Consider the following 16,397-nt stretch of genomic DNA (forward strand, 5'->3'; position numbering starts at 1 on the left):
ATTTTCAAGGTCCATCCACCGGACTTTTTGGCCACTTTGCTGACCCGCCGTTCGGTGCTTGACTATAATATCAAATCTAAATGGGCTTGTCAACCGATTTCGACGGCTTTTTTTCAATTTCGTCCGAAACCCACTTTTTACACACATTTACAGGCCATTTTCCCGTCTCTTTTGTGTCCTTTTCTTGCAGAAAGTGGGAAATCCCAAAAAACGCCTCGTGTTTTCAAGCAGCCGCCTTATTTATCTGGTGACGAAACCACCTTGATTTTTGCGAAAATCCAAGTAATCCTGCAAAATAATAGTGGCCGCCGCCGCGTCAATGGTCTGCTTACGCTTTTTTCCGCGGGTATCGGTGGCGTTAAAGTACCCAATTGCAGACATGGTGGTACACCGCTCGTCCCAAAGCCGAACCGGCAAGGAACAAGCCTCATGCAGACGCGCGGCGAAAGCGGCGCACTTCTGGGCGCTTTCCCCTGCCGAACCGTCCATGTTCTTGGGATACCCCACCACGACTTCCTGTACCCGTTCCCCAGAGGCAAGCTGCGCGACTTTTTCGAGCAACTTCTCCCGGTTCCGTTCGGTAATGACGCACACCGGCGAAGCCAGCAGCTCCTGCTGGTCGCACACGGCGATTCCCGTGCGCACATCTCCCAAATCCACCGCCAGAATCCGCATGACGAGCCCTCCTTTATTCAAATTTGGAGAAGTTTTCCCCTTTCCACCAGCTCTGGCCCGCCAAGGTGGACATGCCATGGGTCAGGTGAGCGGTATCGTTCTCCGCCACCAGGGTCGGTCGAAAAGCTTCGTCGAAATCCAGTATAGTCACCGCCGTGTTGTCGCACCAGCCCTGCCGGTTCATTTCCTCAATCCGGCCGAATTTGACACGGGTAAGCAGGTTGCGGATAACCCCGCCGTGGGCTACCACTGCCGCGGTATGCCCTTCCTGCTCCCGGGCAATCTCCAAAACCGCCTGCCAGATCCGTTCATAGACGGCACGCATGGGTTCTCCGTCCTTAGGAGCAAAGTCCCAGGGGCGGTTGGCCCAGGCGTCCGCTTCCTCCGGGTAGAGCTTGGGCAGGTCCGCCCACTTGCGCTTCTCCCAATGGCCGCCGTTGATTTCAATGAGATTGTCCCTGCGCTCTATGGGCAGTCCGTGGTAGCGGTTGACCGCTTCGGCGGTAAACACCGCCCGGGACAAGGGGCTCGAATAGACTGCTTCAATAGGTATGTCCCGGAACCGCTCGGCCAGCAGGTCGCACTGTTCCTTGCCCTTCTCGCTCACCTGTCCGTCGGTATGCCCCTGAAAATAGCGCAAAATGTTTCCCTCCGCCTCGCAGTGGCGGACGATATAAAGTCTCGTCATGTTCCTTTGCTCCGTTCCTATGTAAGTTTAAAAAGAAGGGAACCGCCCGGCTCGCAGGCGTTCCCTTCTTCGCTTTGTTTTTTTGACTTCATTACCAGGGCTGCACCTTTCCCACCAAGTCCCCGACCTTTTCGATACCATTGTCATCCAGGTACTGTTCCAGGCCCTCCAGCACCTTCACCGGGGTAAAGGGATCGGTGAAATTGGCGGCGCCGATCTGCACGGCCGACGCGCCCGCCAGCAGCATTTCCACCGCGTCCTGCCATTTGGCGATGCCGCCCATGCCCACCACCGGGATCTTCACCCGGTTGGCCACCTGCCACACCATCCGCACCGCCACGGGCAGCACCGCAGGCCCCGAAAGGCCGCCGGTGTTATTGCGCAGGACGGGACGGCGAGTCCGAATGTCGATACGCATCCCAAGAAGGGTGTTGATCAGGGACACGCAGTCGGCTCCCGCAGCTTCCACCGCCGCGGCAATTTCTGCAATATCGGTGACGTTAGGGGTCAGCTTGATCATCAAAGGCTTTTTGCTCACCGCGCGCACCGCCTTGGTCACTTCCTCGGCCCCTGCGCAGGTGGCGCCGAACTGAACGCCTCCTTCCTTCACATTGGGGCAGGAGATATTCACCTCGATCATGTCCACATCGGTGTCCGACAAAATCTCCACAATCCGCCGGTAATCGTCCACTGAGCTGCCGGCTACGTTGGCAATGATCGCCGTTCCCTGCTTTTTCAGAAACGGGATTGCCTCCGAAATAAAGCGCTTAACACCGGGGTTTTGCAGCCCTACGGAATTGAGCATTCCCGCCGGGGTTTCCGCGATACGGGGCGGCGGATTTCCAAGGCGTTCTTCCAGAGTAGTTCCCTTGCAGGAAACGCCGCCCAGCCTGCTTACCGGGAAAAACTCATTGTACTCCCGGCCATACCCAAAGGTTCCGGACGCGCCGATCACCGGATTTTTGAGCAGTACGCCGCACAAGTTTACACACAAGTCCGCCATTACCACACCACCTCCTTCGCATCGAACACCGGTCCGTTCTTACAAACCTGGGCGTACCGTTCCTCGCCCTTGGGCGTTCTCGTCTTTACCGCGCAGCCCACGCACGCGCCCACGCCGCAGGCCATCCGCTCTTCCAGCGACACCTTACAAGGAATGTCCCGCTCTGCCGCGATGGCCGCCACCGCCTTGAGCATGGGCTTGGGGCCGCAGGCGTAGATCACGTCGCAGGATCCATTCTCCAGCCGCTCAAGCAGCAGGTCGCACACCAGGCCGCAGTGTCCAGCGGTGCCGTCGTCGGTAGAAAGCATGACCTTCGCTCCCGCCGCGGCAAAATCGTCGGTGAGGATGACTGCTTTTGCCGTGCGAAAGCCCAGAATGGCGGTGGCGTTCTTCCCGTACATTTTCGCCCCGGAAAGAAGCGGCGGAGTTCCGATGCCGCCGCCGACAAATACCGCCCGGCCTTCCCTGTCTACAATCTCAAACCCGCGGCCCAAGGGGCCGACAATATCCAAAGTTTCCCCTTCCTTCACAGTGGACATCCATTCGGTTCCTTCCCCGCGTACCTCGAAGACAAAGCGCAGCGTCCCTTTTTCCTTGTCAAAGTCACAGATAGAAATGGGGCGGCGCAGGAAAAAACCATCACAGGTAATCTGGGCAAATTGGCCGGTTTTCGCAAGCGCCGCCATCTGGGGCGCAGACACGGTGACGTCAAAAGCCAGTTTCGTAAGCTGCTTTTTGCTTAAAATCGGGCATATCTCCTGCAAATACTTCATGAAACCCCTCCTGTTGCTCTGTTATACGCTTGCAATGGCTGCGGCGATGTCGTCACGCATGCGGATGGCTTCTCTGCGGGCGGCCATGGCATAGTCCTCCGGCCGGCAGCCTTCCTTCTTATACGCGCACATAAGCGCCCGGGAGGAATTGACCACCGCGCCCAGGCCCTTTTCATCGAAGGCGCCCGCCACGTCCTTCGCGCCGCCGCCCTGGGCTCCGTAGCCGGGTACCAGAAAGAAGGTGTGGGGCAGTTCCTTTCGAAGTTCGGCAAGCTGCTCGGGCCAGGTGGCACCTACCACCGCGCCCACGCCGGAATAGCCGTATTTGCCCGGCAGTTCTTTTCCCCATTCCTCGCACATCTTGCCCATCACCAGGTAAACCGGTTCTCCGCCCTGGACTTCCTGGTTTTGCAGCTCGCTGGAGGAAGGGTTGGAGGTCTTCGCCAGAACAAAGATGCCGGTATCCTTTTCCTTGCACACCTTCAAAAGAGGCGCGATACCGTCGGTGCCCAGGTACCCGTTGACGGTCAAAGCGTCGCCGCCGAAGGGAGCGAAGCGTTCCCCCGCCACCTGAATCTCTCCCAGATGGGCGGCGGCGTAGGCCTCCATGGTGGAACCGATGTCATTGCGCTTGCCGTCGGTGATGACGAACATGCCCTTTTCTCTGGCATATGTAATGGTATCCTTTAACGCGCGCATTCCCTGCCAGCCGTACATCTCATAATAGGCGCACTGAGGCTTAACCGCGGGCACAATGTCGCACAGCGCGTCGATGAGGCCTTTGTTGAAGGTGAGTAGTGCCTGTGCCGCCCCTTCCAGGGTGCAGCCGTGTTCTTGGAAGGCCTGCTCCTTGATATAATCGGGGATATAGTCGAGCTTGGGGTCCAGGCCCGCTACGGTGGGGTTCTTCTTTTCCAGAATGTTTTTGATTAGCCGGTCCAATGCCATTGTGTTCGTCTCCTTTGCCGCCCGCTTTCGCCGGGCCAACTTTTATGGTGATAATCGCTTGTTTTACAGCCGGCTCATGACTACCTTGCCCCGGCAGATGGTCAGCATGACCCGCCCGGTCAGAGTGGTGTTCTTAAAGGCGCTGTTGCGGGCCTTCGAGCAGAAGCCCTCCGGGGTGACCGTCCAGCTTTTGTCCGGGTCGATGAGAATCAGGTCCGCATTTTCCCGTTCCGCCAGAGTGCCCGCCGGGATTCCCAGAAGCTTAGCGGGGTTTGTGGACATCAGCTCAATAAGCCGCTCTATGGTGATGACGTTTTCATTGACCAGATAGGTGATGCCTGCCGCCAAAGAGGTTTCCAATCCCACCACCCCGTTGGGTGCCCGTTCAAAATCCGCCTTTTCCTCGGGGGTATGGGGGGCGTGGTCGGTGGCGATGGCGTCGATGGTACCGTCCTGAATGCCGGCGAGGATGGCAAGCCGGTCGGCCTCTTCCCGCAGAGGAGGGTTCATCCGGTAATCCGCGTCCCGGGTCATGAGCATCCGGTCGGTCAGGGCGAAATAGTGGGGTGCGGTTTCGCAGGTGACCATAACGCCTCGGGCTTTCGCCTGGCGGATGAGCTCCACCGAGCCCTTGGTGCTCACATGGGCAATGTGGATGGGAAGGCCGTAGTATTCGCTGAGCATGACCTCGCGCATGGTGGAAATGTCCTCCGACGCCCGATGGATGCCCTTGACCCCCAAGGCTTTGGAGACCGCCCCTTCGTTTAAAATGCCGCCGTTGACCAGGGAAAGGTCCTCGGCATGGGAAATGGGCAGAAGGCCGTTTTCCATGGCCCGCTCCATAGCGTTTTTCTGCATGTAGGCATGCTCCACCGGGCGGCCGTCGTCGGTGACGGCGATGGCGCCCGCGCACTTAAGCTCGTTAAAATCAGTCAGGACCTGGCCGTTCTGCCCCTTGGTGATGGCGGCGGACACATAGACGCGGGCGTCTGCGTGTTCCGCCCGGTCGAGAATATAAAAGATGGTTTTGACGTTGTCCACCACCGGGTTGGTGTTGGGCATGGCGAGCAGGGAGGTCACTCCGCCGGACGCCGCCGCCAGGCAGCCGGTAACGATATCTTCCTTCTGGGTAAAACCGGGATCGCGCAAATGCACGTGCATGTCCACAAGGCCCGGCGCCGCCAGCAATCCGTGTGCCTGGATGGTCTCCGCGTCGGCGAGAATTTCCCCGCCAAGCGCGGCGATTTTTCCGTCCTCAATCAAGATGTCGCCCTTTCCGCCGCCGCAAAGCCGCAGATTGGCTCCTTTGATCAGCAGTCGCACTTGGTATCTCCTCCTTATTTGTGGTATTTGCCGCCGGCGTTGATGGAAAGCGCCCGGTAAAGCTGTTCGAGCAGCAGAATCCGCGCCAGCTGATGAGGAAAGGTCATAGGGGAAAAGGACAGCTTTATTGTGCTTTTCGCCTTGATCTCTTCCGATAACCCCCAGGACCCGCCGATCAGCAGCGCGATGCTGCTGACCCCCTCGACCTGCGCTTTGGCCAGCGTTTTCGCAAAATCAACTGAGCTTTGCTCCTTACCTTCGATGCACAAGGCGATGGCCTTTGCCTGGGGCGGCAGCTTGGAAAGGAGACGCTTGCCCTCCATGTCCAGTGCCGCTAAAATCTGTGCCGGGGAAGGCTGCTCGGGCACCCGGGCCTCCTCCACCTCGATCACTTCTATTTTACAAAAGGAAGACAGGCGTTTGCAATACTCTGCCGCCGCTTCCCGCCAATATTTCTCTTTTAATGTGCCCACGCACAGCACAAAAACACGCAGCATTCTTAAAACACCATCATCTTTTCTTCACTTTTGCGCGGAGCCACCGTCAAAAGGAAGTCCTCTCCCCGGCGAAGACCCGCTTCTTCCAGAGCATTGAGGGCTGTCTGCCAGGCAAGCTCAGGGAGGTTATTCTGCGCGCTCAAATGGGCCAGCACGAACCGGGTCACCCCCGTCTGCGCAAAAGCCGCCAGTTCCCTGGCGCAGTCGTTGTTGGAAAGATGCCCGCTGTCTGACAGGATACGGCGCTTGAGCGGATAGGGGTAACGTCCGTTTTGCAGCATGCGTACGTCATGGTTGGACTCGACCACTGCCAGGTCGCACCCATGAACAGCGCTTCGGATCTCGTCGGTCATGTGGCCTAAGTCGGTAGCCACCGCAATACGCCTTCCATCCGGGGTATGGACGCGGTAGCCAAATCCTTGGGCGCAGTCGTGAGGCGTGGGAAATCCCCGCACCTGCATGCCTGCTTCCTCTACCGTATTCCGGTCAAGAACCACCGCCTCAAATTTTCCGTTGAGAATGTTCATCCCTTCCAGCGCCCGCATGGTTCCCGCCGAGGCGTATACCCGAGTGGCATACCGGGAAGCGAACACCCGCAGCCCGGACACATGGTCGGAATGCTCATGGGTGACAAAAATGGCGCGGATGGACCCGGGATTGATCTCCCGTTCCAGCAGAGCGCGCTCAATGGCTTTGGCACTCACGCCCGCATCAATCAAAATTCCGCCGTCTCCCGCTCCTATGTAAATGCAATTGCCGCCGCTGGAGCTGAAAAGGGTACAAAACCTGGCCAATGGACTTCCTCCTGTCTTTCTCCACGTGCATGGATTTTCCCGGCGTTTGCGTCAAAAAGAACAGCCGGATACAATTTCAGCCGTCGGCGTCGGACCGGCGGCTGGGTACCTTGTCGTATTTTATTGCGCCTTCGCGGTTACCGCTATCTGCACCGGCACACGGCGGATATCCGCTCCAAGGGATTGCAGTTTTTCTTCGATGTTTTCGTATCCTCGCTCGATATGGCAAATTTCTTCAATTTCGGTCACACCCTGGGCCGCCAGCGCCGCAATAATCATAGCGGCACCCGCCCGCAGGTCGGTAGCCTTGATGGGGGCACCCTGCAAAGCCTCCACCCCTTCAAACACCGCAACCTTGCCGTCCACCTGGATGTTCGCTCCCATCCGCCTCAATTCATCCACATAACGGAACCGATTGTCCCACACGCCCTCGGTGATGATACTCGTCCCCCGGGCCAAAGCCAGCAGCACCGCAAACTGGGGCTGCATATCGGTTGGGAATCCAGGATGGGGCATGGTCTTGATGTTGCAGCGGTTGAGAGGACCCGAGCGGCTGACGCGCACGCTGTCGTCATACTCCTGCACGTCCACGTCCATTTCCAGCAGTTTTGCGGTAATGGATTCCAGATGCTTAGGGATGACGTTTTTCACAAGCACGTCTCCGCCGGTGGCGGCCGCCGCCGCCATATAGGTGCCGGCCTCAATTTGGTCGGGTATAATCGAATAGGTGGTGCCGCTCAAACGGTCCACCCCGCGGATTTTAATGACATCCGTACCGGCGCCTCGAATGTCAGCGCCCATGGAATTGAGGAAATTTGCCAGATCGACGATATGCGGCTCTCTAGCCGCATTTTCAATCACCGTAAGCCCCTTGGCCTTAACGGCGGCGAGCATGATGTTGATGGTAGCGCCCACCGAAACCACGTCCAGATAAATCTGGCTGCCCACCAGCTTATCCACCTTTACGTCTACCATGCCTTGATCCAGAGACCAGGTAGCGCCTAAGGCGGCAAAACCCTTCAGATGCTGGTCAATGGGACGCACGCCGAAGTTGCATCCGCCTGGAAGCGAGACCCTAGCATGCAAAAAACGGCCGAGCAGCGCGCCAATCAGGTAATAGGATGCGCGCATTCTTCGGGCCATTTCATACGGCACCACCGCCGTGTGAATATGTTTGGGATCAATTTCAATGGTATTTTTATTCACCAGGCGGATCTGAGCCCCCAGCTCGGATAAAATCCGGCTGATCATGGATACGTCGCTGATATTGGGTATATTTTCAATCCGGCAAACGCCGTCCGAAAGAATTGCTGCGGGAATGATCGCAACCGCCGCGTTTTTCGCACCGCTGATGGTCACTTCGCCTCTCAGCGGCCTGCCGCCGGTTATCACAAACTTATCCAATCGCTTACACCCCTTCAAATTCGTACTTCGGTATTATAGCACCTTGGAATGAAAAATTAAAGTAAATATTTATTACAAATTTTTAATCTTTGCATCCAAAATCGCTGCAATTCTAGTATGCAACGCCGCCCGCTTTTTCATGCGAAACCACTCGTTAAAAAACATGCCAAAATCCTCGTCCAATGGCGAGGATTTTGGCAAAAATCGCACAAAACAATGTTTTAATTGTCTAGATGCCCAGGTAAGGCGCCGGATTAACTGGAGTTCCGTTAATCGTGATGGTGAAGTGGCAGTGGTTGCCGAAGGAATAGCCCGTATTGCCCACATACCCGATCAACTGGCCCTGGCTGACCTGCTGGCCCACCGCGACCGCCACGGAATTCATATGATAATATTTCGTCATCACGCCGTTTCCATGGTCGATGAACACACAGTAGCCGTAACCGCCTGCCTTCCAGCCAGCCTGTACAACCGTCCCGCCGTCAGCAGCCACAATCTGGGAATTGGCGGGAGCCGCCAGATCCAATCCGTCGTGCAAGCTGCCCCACCGGTATCCAAAGCCGCTCGAGAGTCTGCCAGCAGCCACCGGCCACATAAAGGTGCCCGTAGAAATGCCGTTACCCTGGATAACCTGAACCGGAGCAGCGGAACCGCGGTTGACTGTCACCTTTTTTTCCTTAGTGCCGATCTCGGTTACCTCATTGACCGGCGCTTTCAGAAGCTCGGTACTGGTAACCGTACGGCCGGTCTCTACGCCGTTGACATAAACGACCTCATAGGTGATCTTTTCTTCGCCGTTTTCACCAGGCGTTACCACTTTTTCATAGCCCTTATACTGGCGGCTGTTTTCCGTGGTTTCCTCTTCATAAGCAATGGAGCGGATTTCTTCCTCGCTACGTACCAGCTTGACACCCAGCCAGCGCTCCTGTGCGGCTACACGTACCTGGTTGCCAGTGTACATCAGGTCGTCTAAATTGGGATTCAAAAGGCGAAGCTGCTCCACGCTGATCCCATATTGGGCCGCAATGCCGTCCGGTGTGTCGCCGGTCTGCACAGTGTAAAGCTGTTCGTCGGAAATGTTGGAATTGAGCTTATTCTGAATTTCTTCTTCGGTGACTACGGTGTCCTTGGGATACAGGCCATCCACAAACTGGATATCCCGCATGAATTCCACCCGTTCCCCTTCGGTCCCGGTGGAATAGGAATCGAGCACCGATGCCAAGAAGGTTTCCACCTCGCCCCGGTTCTCCACCGCGCCGACAAAGGAACCGTCTACAAACAAGCCGCTGGCGCTACCTACCACATCACTGGAGGCTTCCAGAATTTTTTCAGTCAAGGTGTCCGCGTCCATAAATTCCTCGTCGGTTTCCACCTTTGCCAGCGTATAATTCGGGAATTGGTTGAGGGCAAAGCCCTCTTCCACATTGATGATTCTTGCCTGAGCTTGTCCGATAGCCTCGTTAAACACGCTCTCGTCGGACACATATCCCAATACCTGCCCGTCGTAAGTGACGCTTAGGGCATAGGTCGCAGAGGACCACGCCGTAATCATCGGGACGATCAAAAACGCACAGAGAACCGGCAGGGTGTAGTTGACTGCCGTAGTAAATATCTTGCGGTGACGGCGGAATGCCTTCTTCGCAAGCAGGCCAAAGGTCTTAACCATCGCCAGCTTACCGCTCTGGGCCGCCTCCTTAAGGCTGCTCATGGCCACACCAAAGCCCTCGTGCACCTCTTTAAACTCGTCTCGCACTTTGCGCGCATTGCGCAAAACCACATAATCCGCAACCGGATACAGCTTCTTACCAATCGGTTTACATGCCCGGCTTGCGGCGGCACCCGCCGTTTTCAGCCCCTTACCGGTGACAGCGCCGGCCTTTTTCGCCGCCTGCAGCGCGATCACTGCATAGGCCTTTGCCGACTTCTTCGCGGGCAGCGAAGCAAACTTCGCAATCGCCTCGCCTTTGACCCGGTACTTGCAATCCATTCGTTTTATCGAAAGTCTTTTCTTAGACTCGCCTTCTTCAAACGCTTTGTTGCCAGCATTCGTGGGCATCGAATCACTCCTTTCGGGAAGCTCGTAAAGGTTACATTTCTGTAACAACTACTATCTATTATATCCAAAGGTTACAGAATTGCAACCCTTTTGTAACCTTCTTGAAAATGTTTGTACGAGTTGCCCAGAAGTAATTCAATATTTTTGTCGGATACCCATAGTTTATGCCGGATAGGTGAGAGATTCTTCCTGCCAACCTTCCAGAACGCGGCACATCTTTTCTCCCTCCGCCCGCGCGCCTTCCAAGTTTTGATCGGAATAATTGCCGCATTCGACGGGACTAGCGCCTGGAATGTCCCCTTGCCAGGAGGCGATTTGAGCGAAACACGCTTTGACAAGCGCAATCGCGTCGGTGTGGGACAGATCCCGAAGCAAGAGGTAAAACCCGGTCCGGCAGCCCATGGGGCCGAAGTAGATCACATGGTCCGCCTCCTTCGCGTTGCGGGCAAGGGTGGCGAAAAGGTGCTCGACGGTGTGGGCCGTGCCAGTATCCATCACCGTCTCCACATTGGGACGGCGGGTGCGGATGTCGTACGTGACGATGTCCCCGTCTACACGGGACACATACATCCCGCAGGTCAGCTTGTTATGGTCGATCTGAAAGCTTGCAATCCGTTTCATGACTGGTTCCTCCTTTGGTCTACCTTCTTTATAGATTCGCGTGCAGCGCCTCTTGGGCTCGTTCGGCCGCCTGCTCGAAGAGATCGAACAGGCTTTCCTCCCGCTCGGTCTCTGGGTACAGAGGGTCACGCCAGACGGCGTGTTCCACGTTTGCATAATCGAACCCGTCCGGCTCGGTCAGCGGGTGCATCCGGGCGGTGACGATTCCTTTTCGCAGCAAAAGCCCTTCGTATAAGCGCAGAGCGGAGCGCTTAAAGGTGGTGCGGTTGTTGAGAACCCTCATCCAACGCCGCCGATGCTCCATGGCTTTCAGCACCGCTGCTTGTGCCACGGGCTCTCTCCATCCTTGTGCCAAACCATCGGCGTAAACCATCGAAACACATTCCCATACGCCCGCTTCCCTAGGCCAGGTTTCCTTAAGGGAAAGCTCAAAGGGAAGCTGCCCGGTTTCATAGCGCAGCAGCAGAATGTCAAACACCGCTTCTATCCGGGCGGGGAGATTCTCGTCCAGCTCCATCGCCCGTGCCGGCTCATCGGTTTGCTCATAGGCAGATAGAGCGGCCCGGAAAAAAGGGCCGACCGCTTCCCAATAGGCCCGGTGACATAAGAATCCCGCCAGGTAGGCGCGGATCAAATCCTTCTTTTGTGGATGGCTGTGCGCAAAGGCGGTTTCCTGCGTCAGAAGCTCCGCGGCCGAAAGCGCATTCACATAATCGGCGAAGGCGCCAAGCGACGCTTCCTTACGGCGAAAGGGATGCGGCGGGTCCCGAAGAAAATCCTCCCCTTGAGCGCCCAAAAGGAAGGCCTGCCGTTTTGCCTGCCCCCGCTTAATAGGTAAGAAGCGCTGGGCAAGCAGATGGTATCCCAGTATGGTCGGCATAGGTCATTCCTCCTATCTCATAGCGGCGAAAAGCGCCTGCATATCGGTGGGATATTCGCTGACGACGCGCACAGGTTCGCCGGTAACCGGTTGCAAAAAGCACGCCCGGCGGCAGTGAAGCGCCTGGCGGGCAATCAAGGGGCTGGCGGTTCCATACATGGTGTCCCCCACCAGCGGCATTCCCAGGTGGCAAAAATGCACCCGAATTTGGTGGGTGCGCCCCGTTTCCAGGCGGATGGAGAGCTTGGTCATCCCCCGTCCGCTTTCCTCCGCCTTCCAGTGGGTGACACACCGCGCCCCCCCTTCGCCCACCTCCCGCATGACGCCGAAGCCTTCCCGGCGGCGGATGGGCAGGTCGATGGTGCCTTCTCCTGTCAGCACCCCATCGACCACCGCTACGTATTCTTTCTCCACGTGCCCGTGCAGCCTTGCCGCCGCGTAAGCGTTTTTCGCCGCCACCACGATGCCGGAGGTATCCCGGTCTAAGCGATTGATGGGGCGAAAGGCACCACGCTCTCCCTTTTCCTCCAGGTAAGCGGCCACGGCGTTGGCAAGGGTCCCGTCGTAATGACCTGGGGACGGATGCACCGCCATGGCGGGCGGCTTATCCAGCACCAGGACCTGGTCGTCCTCGTAAAGCACCTGAAAGCGCTTGTCCGGAATGGGGACGGCCGGACGGGGATCGTCGGGAATGTGCAGCTCGATGACGTCCCCCGAATGTACCCGGTCGATAACCCGGATGTGCCCGCCGTTTGCCGTAATGCCGTTTTCCACATGCTTGAGGCTCACCATCAGCCGGTAGGAAAGGGCGCAGCGTCCCCGCAGGAACACTTTGAGCTTTACCCCGTCCGATTCCGGCGGGACCACAAAACGCAGCGTCTGAGCCATAAGCGGCGCGTCTCCTTTCCTCCCGGTATTGGTGCTGACTTTTTATGAGTCTCGCTTTCGTTTCTTTCTTATCTTATAACAAAACTCTGGCCTTTTCCCCCTGCCCTTCTCCGATGCGAGGGGGATTTTCAAGGGGGAAAAATTTGTGTCCCAGATTCCAGCGTCTTTCTCCCCTCCTGCCGCCTTTTCTTTGGTTCGTTTCTTTTAGCGGAGCAAAAAAGGAACAAAAAGTTGAGTTTAGAGGCTATGAATAAGCAATCCATAGCTATTATGAAATTACAATTATAATATTTATTGAAATAGAATAATAATTCGCTATATTATGATTGACTTAGGAACTTCTTTAATGTATAATTTAGAAGTTCTTAAGTGAGGTGATGAATTGGGAACGAAAAAAATGGGTCGTCCGACCGACAACCCGAAACCGCATCAGATGACGGTAAAGTTCGATGACGAATGCAAAAGCATCCTTGAGCAATACAGCAAGCAAGAAAATGTCTCCAAAATGGAAGCGGTGCGCAGAGGGGTTAAGAAGTTGAAAAACGACCTCAAACACTGAGGAAATACCGGGCGGCAGGGAAACCTGCTGCCTGGTATTTCTTTTAACAGAATGAATTACACATGAAATTTATTAATATTCAATCTATTTTATTGACTTTTGATATACATATATGCTAGTATTTTGAATATCGAAAAGGAGGTGAACTCTTGACAAGCTCCAAAATGGGCCGTCCTACGGATAATCCCAAAGATACGCCTTTGTTTGTCCGTCTCGATCAGGAATGCAGAGAAATCTTGACTGCCTACTGCGAACAGAGGAACGTCAACAAAGCAGAAGCAGCCCGGCGCGGGATTAAGAAGTTAAAGGACGACCTCAAAAAATGAAGGAAGCGGCGCACTACTCAACAAAGTCACCACCGCTTCCCCAAAACCAACAACCGCCAAAAGGCAGGTGCGGCGTAACTATTATATCATGCGCCGCCGCGCCTTTCAAGCGTTGTTGGATCTTAACCAGGAAAGGACGCATCCAAATGAAAAAAGAATGGGATTTTTTCTTAGACGAGCTTTTGAGCCACGCGGCTACGGAATTCCGGCACACCAAAACCTATGAGCTTCTGGAGGAAAAGCTCGAGCAGATGGAGCGGGATTGCGATACCATGCTGACCGAGGACGAAAAAGAGTTCGCCGAAGAATGCTTCGAGCTGCTCTACGAGGCAAGCGGGCAGCAGGAAGAGCACGCCTACCGCTGCGGAATGCGCGACGGCATTACCATATTAAAGTATCTCGGGGTTCTCGCTTGACCACTTCGCAGGCTCGCCCAAAATCAAACGAAACGCATCGATCAAAAACCGGGCGGCAGGTTTTCCTGCCGCCCGGCTCTTCTTTTGTTGCTTATTTCACGGTAACCGTCCAGCCGTACTTGTCTTCCACCTTGCCCCACTGGATGCCGGTCAGCTCGTCGTAGAGCCGCTGGGACACCGGGCCGATCTCACCGTTGTTGATGTTCATGATCTTGGTGTCGCCCCAGTTGAGATGGCCGATGGGAGAGATGACCGCGGCCGTGCCGGTGCCGAAGGCTTCCTCCAGCTTGCCGTCGTCATAGGCTTTTGCCAGCTCGTCGATGGACAGGCGGCGTTCGGTCACCTTCATGCCCCAGCCGCGCATCAGCTCAATGGCCGACTTGCGGGTGATGCCGCCCAGGATGGAACCGTCCAGCGACGGGGTAATGATCTCGCCGTCAATCTTGAAGAAGACGTTCATAGTGCCCACTTCTTCGATGTACTTGCGCTCCACCCCGTCAAGCCAGAGCACCTGGGTATAGTTCTTCTCCTTGGCCTCGTACTGGGCCTTCAGGGAAGAGGAATAGTTGCCCGCGGTCTTGGTAAAACCGGTGCCGCCCTTGACTGCGCGGACATACTTGGTTTCCACATAAATCTTCACCGGGTCCAGGCCCTCGGGATAGTAGGGGCCCACCGGGGAAGCGATAACCATAAAGAGGTAGTGGTTCGCCGCGCGCACGCCCAAATGGGGGTCTACGGCGATGATGAAGGGGCGCAGATATAAAGAGGTATCCGGAGCCTTGGGAATCCAGTCGGCGTCGATGGAAACGAATTTCTCCAGGCACTCGAGCATAAACTCTTCATCCACCGGCGGAATGCACAGCCGGTCGTTGGAAAGGTTTAAGCGCTTGAAGTTCTCCTGGGGGCGGAACAAAAGCACCCGGCCGTCGTCTGCCCGGTAAGCCTTCATGCCCTCGAACACTTCCTGGCCGTAGTGCAGGCACATGGCCGCCGGATCCAGGGAAAGAGGGCCGTAGGGGACGATGCGCGCGTCATGCCAGCCCTGGCCCTCGTCGTAATCGACGATAAGCATATGGTCGGTAAACACGTCGCCGAAGGTCAGCTTGGACTCGTCCACCGGCTTCGGCTTGGGGGATTTGGTCAGTTCCACTTTGATGTTAGACATAAATACCCTTCCTTACTCCATAGTCTATCATTTTTGATGTTATTCTTTATTATACTCGCGTTTTTCCCTTGACGCAAGGCCGGCTTTTCCGCTTTTTGGCGCAAAAGCGATGGATTCTTTTAGATAATCTGACGAAACCCCCGTCAGTCACCCGCTTTGAGGTAATCGGCCACCCCGATGACCTTGCCGTTCTTCACATACACCCGGGGCACCCGCTTACCGATGAGGCAGACGGTTTCATACGGAATGGTTCCCACCGCGTCGGACAGTTCCTCAATAGGCAAAAACGCCTCCCCGTCCCGGCCGAACATGGTCACCGTCATTCCTTCCCTAGCTTCCGCAATGCCGGTCACGTCCAGCATCAGCTGGTCCATGCACACCCGGCCTACTACCTTGGCGGGCTTTCCGGCCACCAGCGCCCTGGTCTTGGAAGACGCAAGCCTTGGGTAGCCGTCGGCATATCCCACCGGGACGGTGGCCACACGCATGGGGTTTTGGGCCGCATAGGTGCGTCCGTAGCTGACGGTGGCCGCCGGCCCGATTTCCTTGACCATGGAAATCACGCTTTTAAGCTCCATGGCCGGACGGAGGGACAGCACGTCCTTGCACTTTCCCGAAGGGGCCAAACCATAGAGGATAATCCCCGGGCGGACCAGGTCCAGGTTCATCTGGGGGTAACAGAGCACTCCCGCGCTGTTGCAGCAGTGGCGGTAGCGAAACCGGATGCCCTTTTCACGAAGGGCGTCCACCGCCCGGCAAAACTGTTCGAACTGGTGCTGGGTAAAAGCTTCTCCCTCTTCCCCTTCGTCGGACACGGCGAAATGGGTAAAAATCCCTTCCGGAACAAGTCCCGGCAGAGTGCAGACCTGTGCCGCCTCGTCGATGGAGGCCGCGCAGTCCTCCTGCTGGCAGAAAAAGCCCAGACGGCTCATGCCCGTGTCAATCTTTATATGAATGTTTACCGCCACGCCCGCCTCCACGGCCCCTTTGGACAAAGCCTCGCCGTAGGAGGTGGAGAACACAGTCTGGGAAATGCGGTGGCGGGCCAGCTCCCCTGCAAGCTGCGGCGGGGTATAGCCCAAAATCAGCACCGGCTGGGGAAGGCCCGCCCGGCGCAGCTCCACCGCTTCCTCGATATTGGAAACCGCAAACCAGTCCGCCCCGCAGTCCGCCAGCTCTCTGGCCACGTACACCGCGCCGTGGCCGTAGCCGTCCGCCTTGACCACCGCCATCATTCCCGCCGCTGGGTTCACCGCCCGCCGGATCTCCTCATAATTATGCCGGATGGCATCCAAGTCCACCTGCACCCAAGTGCGCCGTAAAAATTCGTCCATCTGCGCCTCCGCCGCACACCCTTTTCGAACGGCATGCGTTTCATTCA

Annotated in this window: 18 protein-coding genes; 3 read left to right on the forward strand and 15 right to left on the reverse strand. The window is 56.4% G+C overall.

Translation table 11 applies throughout. The features are described 5' to 3' along the window. Positions 1 to 240 precede the first annotated feature (240 nt). From ruvX to WMO26_RS09280, 13 genes are all read right to left on the reverse strand, one after another. Complete coding sequence (gene ruvX / locus WMO26_RS09220; RefSeq protein ID WP_349219853.1) at positions 241 to 675, reverse strand: Holliday junction resolvase RuvX; 435 nt, start codon at positions 673 to 675, stop codon at positions 241 to 243. A gap of 13 nt (positions 676 to 688) precedes the next feature. Further along, a complete protein-coding gene (locus WMO26_RS09225) occupies positions 689 to 1,363 on the reverse strand; it encodes a histidine phosphatase family protein (protein ID WP_349219854.1) in 675 nt (224 codons plus the stop codon). 91 nt (positions 1,364 to 1,454) lie between these two features. Continuing rightward, positions 1,455 to 2,366: a dihydroorotate dehydrogenase gene (locus tag WMO26_RS09230; RefSeq protein WP_349219856.1), complete on the reverse strand. Its 912-nt coding sequence runs from the start codon at positions 2,364 to 2,366 to the stop codon at positions 1,455 to 1,457. Continuing rightward, on the reverse strand, positions 2,366 to 3,139 hold the full coding sequence (locus tag WMO26_RS09235; protein ID WP_349219858.1) for a dihydroorotate dehydrogenase electron transfer subunit: 774 nt from the start codon (positions 3,137 to 3,139) through the stop codon (positions 2,366 to 2,368). The genes WMO26_RS09230 and WMO26_RS09235 overlap by 1 nt, the downstream gene beginning before the upstream one ends. Before the next feature lie 21 nt (positions 3,140 to 3,160). Further along, on the reverse strand, positions 3,161 to 4,087 hold the full coding sequence (pyrF, locus tag WMO26_RS09240; protein ID WP_349219859.1) for an orotidine-5'-phosphate decarboxylase: 927 nt from the start codon (positions 4,085 to 4,087) through the stop codon (positions 3,161 to 3,163). Positions 4,088 to 4,150: 63 nt separating this feature from the next. Next, positions 4,151 to 5,410, reverse strand: a complete 1,260-nt coding sequence (locus WMO26_RS09245) for a dihydroorotase (protein WP_349219861.1) — start codon at positions 5,408 to 5,410, stop codon at positions 4,151 to 4,153. Positions 5,411 to 5,424: 14 nt separating this feature from the next. Continuing rightward, positions 5,425 to 5,907, reverse strand: a complete 483-nt coding sequence (gene rlmH, locus WMO26_RS09250) for a 23S rRNA (pseudouridine(1915)-N(3))-methyltransferase RlmH (RefSeq protein WP_349219863.1) — start codon at positions 5,905 to 5,907, stop codon at positions 5,425 to 5,427. Between the two features lie 2 nt (positions 5,908 to 5,909). Further along, positions 5,910 to 6,701 carry an MBL fold metallo-hydrolase gene (locus WMO26_RS09255; protein WP_349219864.1) on the reverse strand — a complete coding sequence of 264 codons (792 nt, stop codon included), beginning with the start codon at positions 6,699 to 6,701 and terminating at the stop codon, positions 5,910 to 5,912. A 120-nt stretch (positions 6,702 to 6,821) separates the two neighbouring features. After that, positions 6,822 to 8,105 (reverse strand): UDP-N-acetylglucosamine 1-carboxyvinyltransferase, encoded by a 1,284-nt coding sequence (murA, locus tag WMO26_RS09260; RefSeq protein WP_349219866.1) that lies wholly within the window; start codon positions 8,103 to 8,105, stop codon positions 6,822 to 6,824. A 229-nt stretch (positions 8,106 to 8,334) separates the two neighbouring features. Beyond that, complete coding sequence (locus WMO26_RS09265) at positions 8,335 to 10,161, reverse strand: peptidoglycan DD-metalloendopeptidase family protein (protein ID WP_349219868.1); 1,827 nt, start codon at positions 10,159 to 10,161, stop codon at positions 8,335 to 8,337. Between the two features lie 162 nt (positions 10,162 to 10,323). Then, positions 10,324 to 10,782 (reverse strand): S-ribosylhomocysteine lyase, encoded by a 459-nt coding sequence (locus WMO26_RS09270; RefSeq protein WP_349219869.1) that lies wholly within the window; start codon positions 10,780 to 10,782, stop codon positions 10,324 to 10,326. Between the two features lie 28 nt (positions 10,783 to 10,810). Further along, positions 10,811 to 11,662, reverse strand: coding sequence for a hypothetical protein (locus WMO26_RS09275; protein ID WP_349219871.1), 852 nt, complete (start codon positions 11,660 to 11,662; stop codon positions 10,811 to 10,813). A gap of 12 nt (positions 11,663 to 11,674) precedes the next feature. Next, on the reverse strand, positions 11,675 to 12,550 hold the full coding sequence (locus WMO26_RS09280; protein ID WP_349219873.1) for an RluA family pseudouridine synthase: 876 nt from the start codon (positions 12,548 to 12,550) through the stop codon (positions 11,675 to 11,677). A 382-nt stretch (positions 12,551 to 12,932) separates the two neighbouring features. On the opposite strand from WMO26_RS09280, the gene WMO26_RS09285 reads away from it, so the two are divergent. The 3 genes from WMO26_RS09285 to WMO26_RS09295 all read left to right on the forward strand — a co-directional run bounded on the left by WMO26_RS09285 (position 12,933) and on the right by WMO26_RS09295 (position 13,851). Beyond that, positions 12,933 to 13,109, forward strand: a complete 177-nt coding sequence (locus WMO26_RS09285; protein WP_349219874.1) for a ribbon-helix-helix domain-containing protein — start codon at positions 12,933 to 12,935, stop codon at positions 13,107 to 13,109. A 149-nt stretch (positions 13,110 to 13,258) separates the two neighbouring features. After that, positions 13,259 to 13,435 (forward strand): hypothetical protein, encoded by a 177-nt coding sequence (locus WMO26_RS09290; protein ID WP_349219876.1) that lies wholly within the window; start codon positions 13,259 to 13,261, stop codon positions 13,433 to 13,435. Between the two features lie 146 nt (positions 13,436 to 13,581). Next, positions 13,582 to 13,851 carry a hypothetical protein gene (locus tag WMO26_RS09295; protein ID WP_349219878.1) on the forward strand — a complete coding sequence of 90 codons (270 nt, stop codon included), beginning with the start codon at positions 13,582 to 13,584 and terminating at the stop codon, positions 13,849 to 13,851. A 91-nt stretch (positions 13,852 to 13,942) separates the two neighbouring features. On the opposite strand, the gene WMO26_RS09300 is transcribed toward WMO26_RS09295, so the two are convergent. Together WMO26_RS09300 and alr are read right to left on the reverse strand one after the other, a co-directional pair. Beyond that, entirely contained in the window at positions 13,943 to 15,016 is a 1,074-nt protein-coding gene (locus tag WMO26_RS09300; RefSeq protein WP_349219880.1) for a branched-chain amino acid aminotransferase, read from the reverse strand. 143 nt (positions 15,017 to 15,159) lie between these two features. Next, positions 15,160 to 16,350, reverse strand: coding sequence for an alanine racemase (alr, locus tag WMO26_RS09305; RefSeq protein ID WP_349219882.1), 1,191 nt, complete (start codon positions 16,348 to 16,350; stop codon positions 15,160 to 15,162). Between the last annotated feature and the right edge of the window lie 47 nt (positions 16,351 to 16,397).

It is taken from the genome of Solibaculum intestinale (genome assembly GCF_040096205.1).
GTDB classification, from domain to species: Bacteria; Bacillota; Clostridia; order Oscillospirales; family Acutalibacteraceae; genus Solibaculum_A; species Solibaculum_A intestinale.

What these genes read in the sequence shown, in the direction of transcription:
- WMO26_RS09275 (WP_349219871.1), bottom strand. Translation starts at nt 11,662, where the DNA reads ATGCCGACCATACTGGGATACCATCTGCTTGCCCAGCGCTTCTTACCT.
- WMO26_RS09295 (WP_349219878.1), top strand. Translation starts at nt 13,582, where the DNA reads ATGAAAAAAGAATGGGATTTTTTCTTAGACGAGCTTTTGAGCCACGCG.
- WMO26_RS09225 (WP_349219854.1), bottom strand. Translation starts at nt 1,363, where the DNA reads ATGACGAGACTTTATATCGTCCGCCACTGCGAGGCGGAGGGAAACATT.
- WMO26_RS09300 (WP_349219880.1), bottom strand. Translation starts at nt 15,016, where the DNA reads ATGTCTAACATCAAAGTGGAACTGACCAAATCCCCCAAGCCGAAGCCG.
- WMO26_RS09280 (WP_349219873.1), bottom strand. Translation starts at nt 12,550, where the DNA reads ATGGCTCAGACGCTGCGTTTTGTGGTCCCGCCGGAATCGGACGGGGTA.
- WMO26_RS09235 (WP_349219858.1), bottom strand. Translation starts at nt 3,139, where the DNA reads ATGAAGTATTTGCAGGAGATATGCCCGATTTTAAGCAAAAAGCAGCTT.
- WMO26_RS09230 (WP_349219856.1), bottom strand. Translation starts at nt 2,366, where the DNA reads ATGGCGGACTTGTGTGTAAACTTGTGCGGCGTACTGCTCAAAAATCCG.
- alr (WP_349219882.1), bottom strand. Translation starts at nt 16,350, where the DNA reads ATGGACGAATTTTTACGGCGCACTTGGGTGCAGGTGGACTTGGATGCC.
- pyrF (WP_349219859.1), bottom strand. Translation starts at nt 4,087, where the DNA reads ATGGCATTGGACCGGCTAATCAAAAACATTCTGGAAAAGAAGAACCCC.
- WMO26_RS09265 (WP_349219868.1), bottom strand. Translation starts at nt 10,161, where the DNA reads ATGCCCACGAATGCTGGCAACAAAGCGTTTGAAGAAGGCGAGTCTAAG.
- ruvX (WP_349219853.1), bottom strand. Translation starts at nt 675, where the DNA reads ATGCGGATTCTGGCGGTGGATTTGGGAGATGTGCGCACGGGAATCGCC.
- WMO26_RS09270 (WP_349219869.1), bottom strand. Translation starts at nt 10,782, where the DNA reads ATGAAACGGATTGCAAGCTTTCAGATCGACCATAACAAGCTGACCTGC.
- rlmH (WP_349219863.1), bottom strand. Translation starts at nt 5,907, where the DNA reads ATGCTGCGTGTTTTTGTGCTGTGCGTGGGCACATTAAAAGAGAAATAT.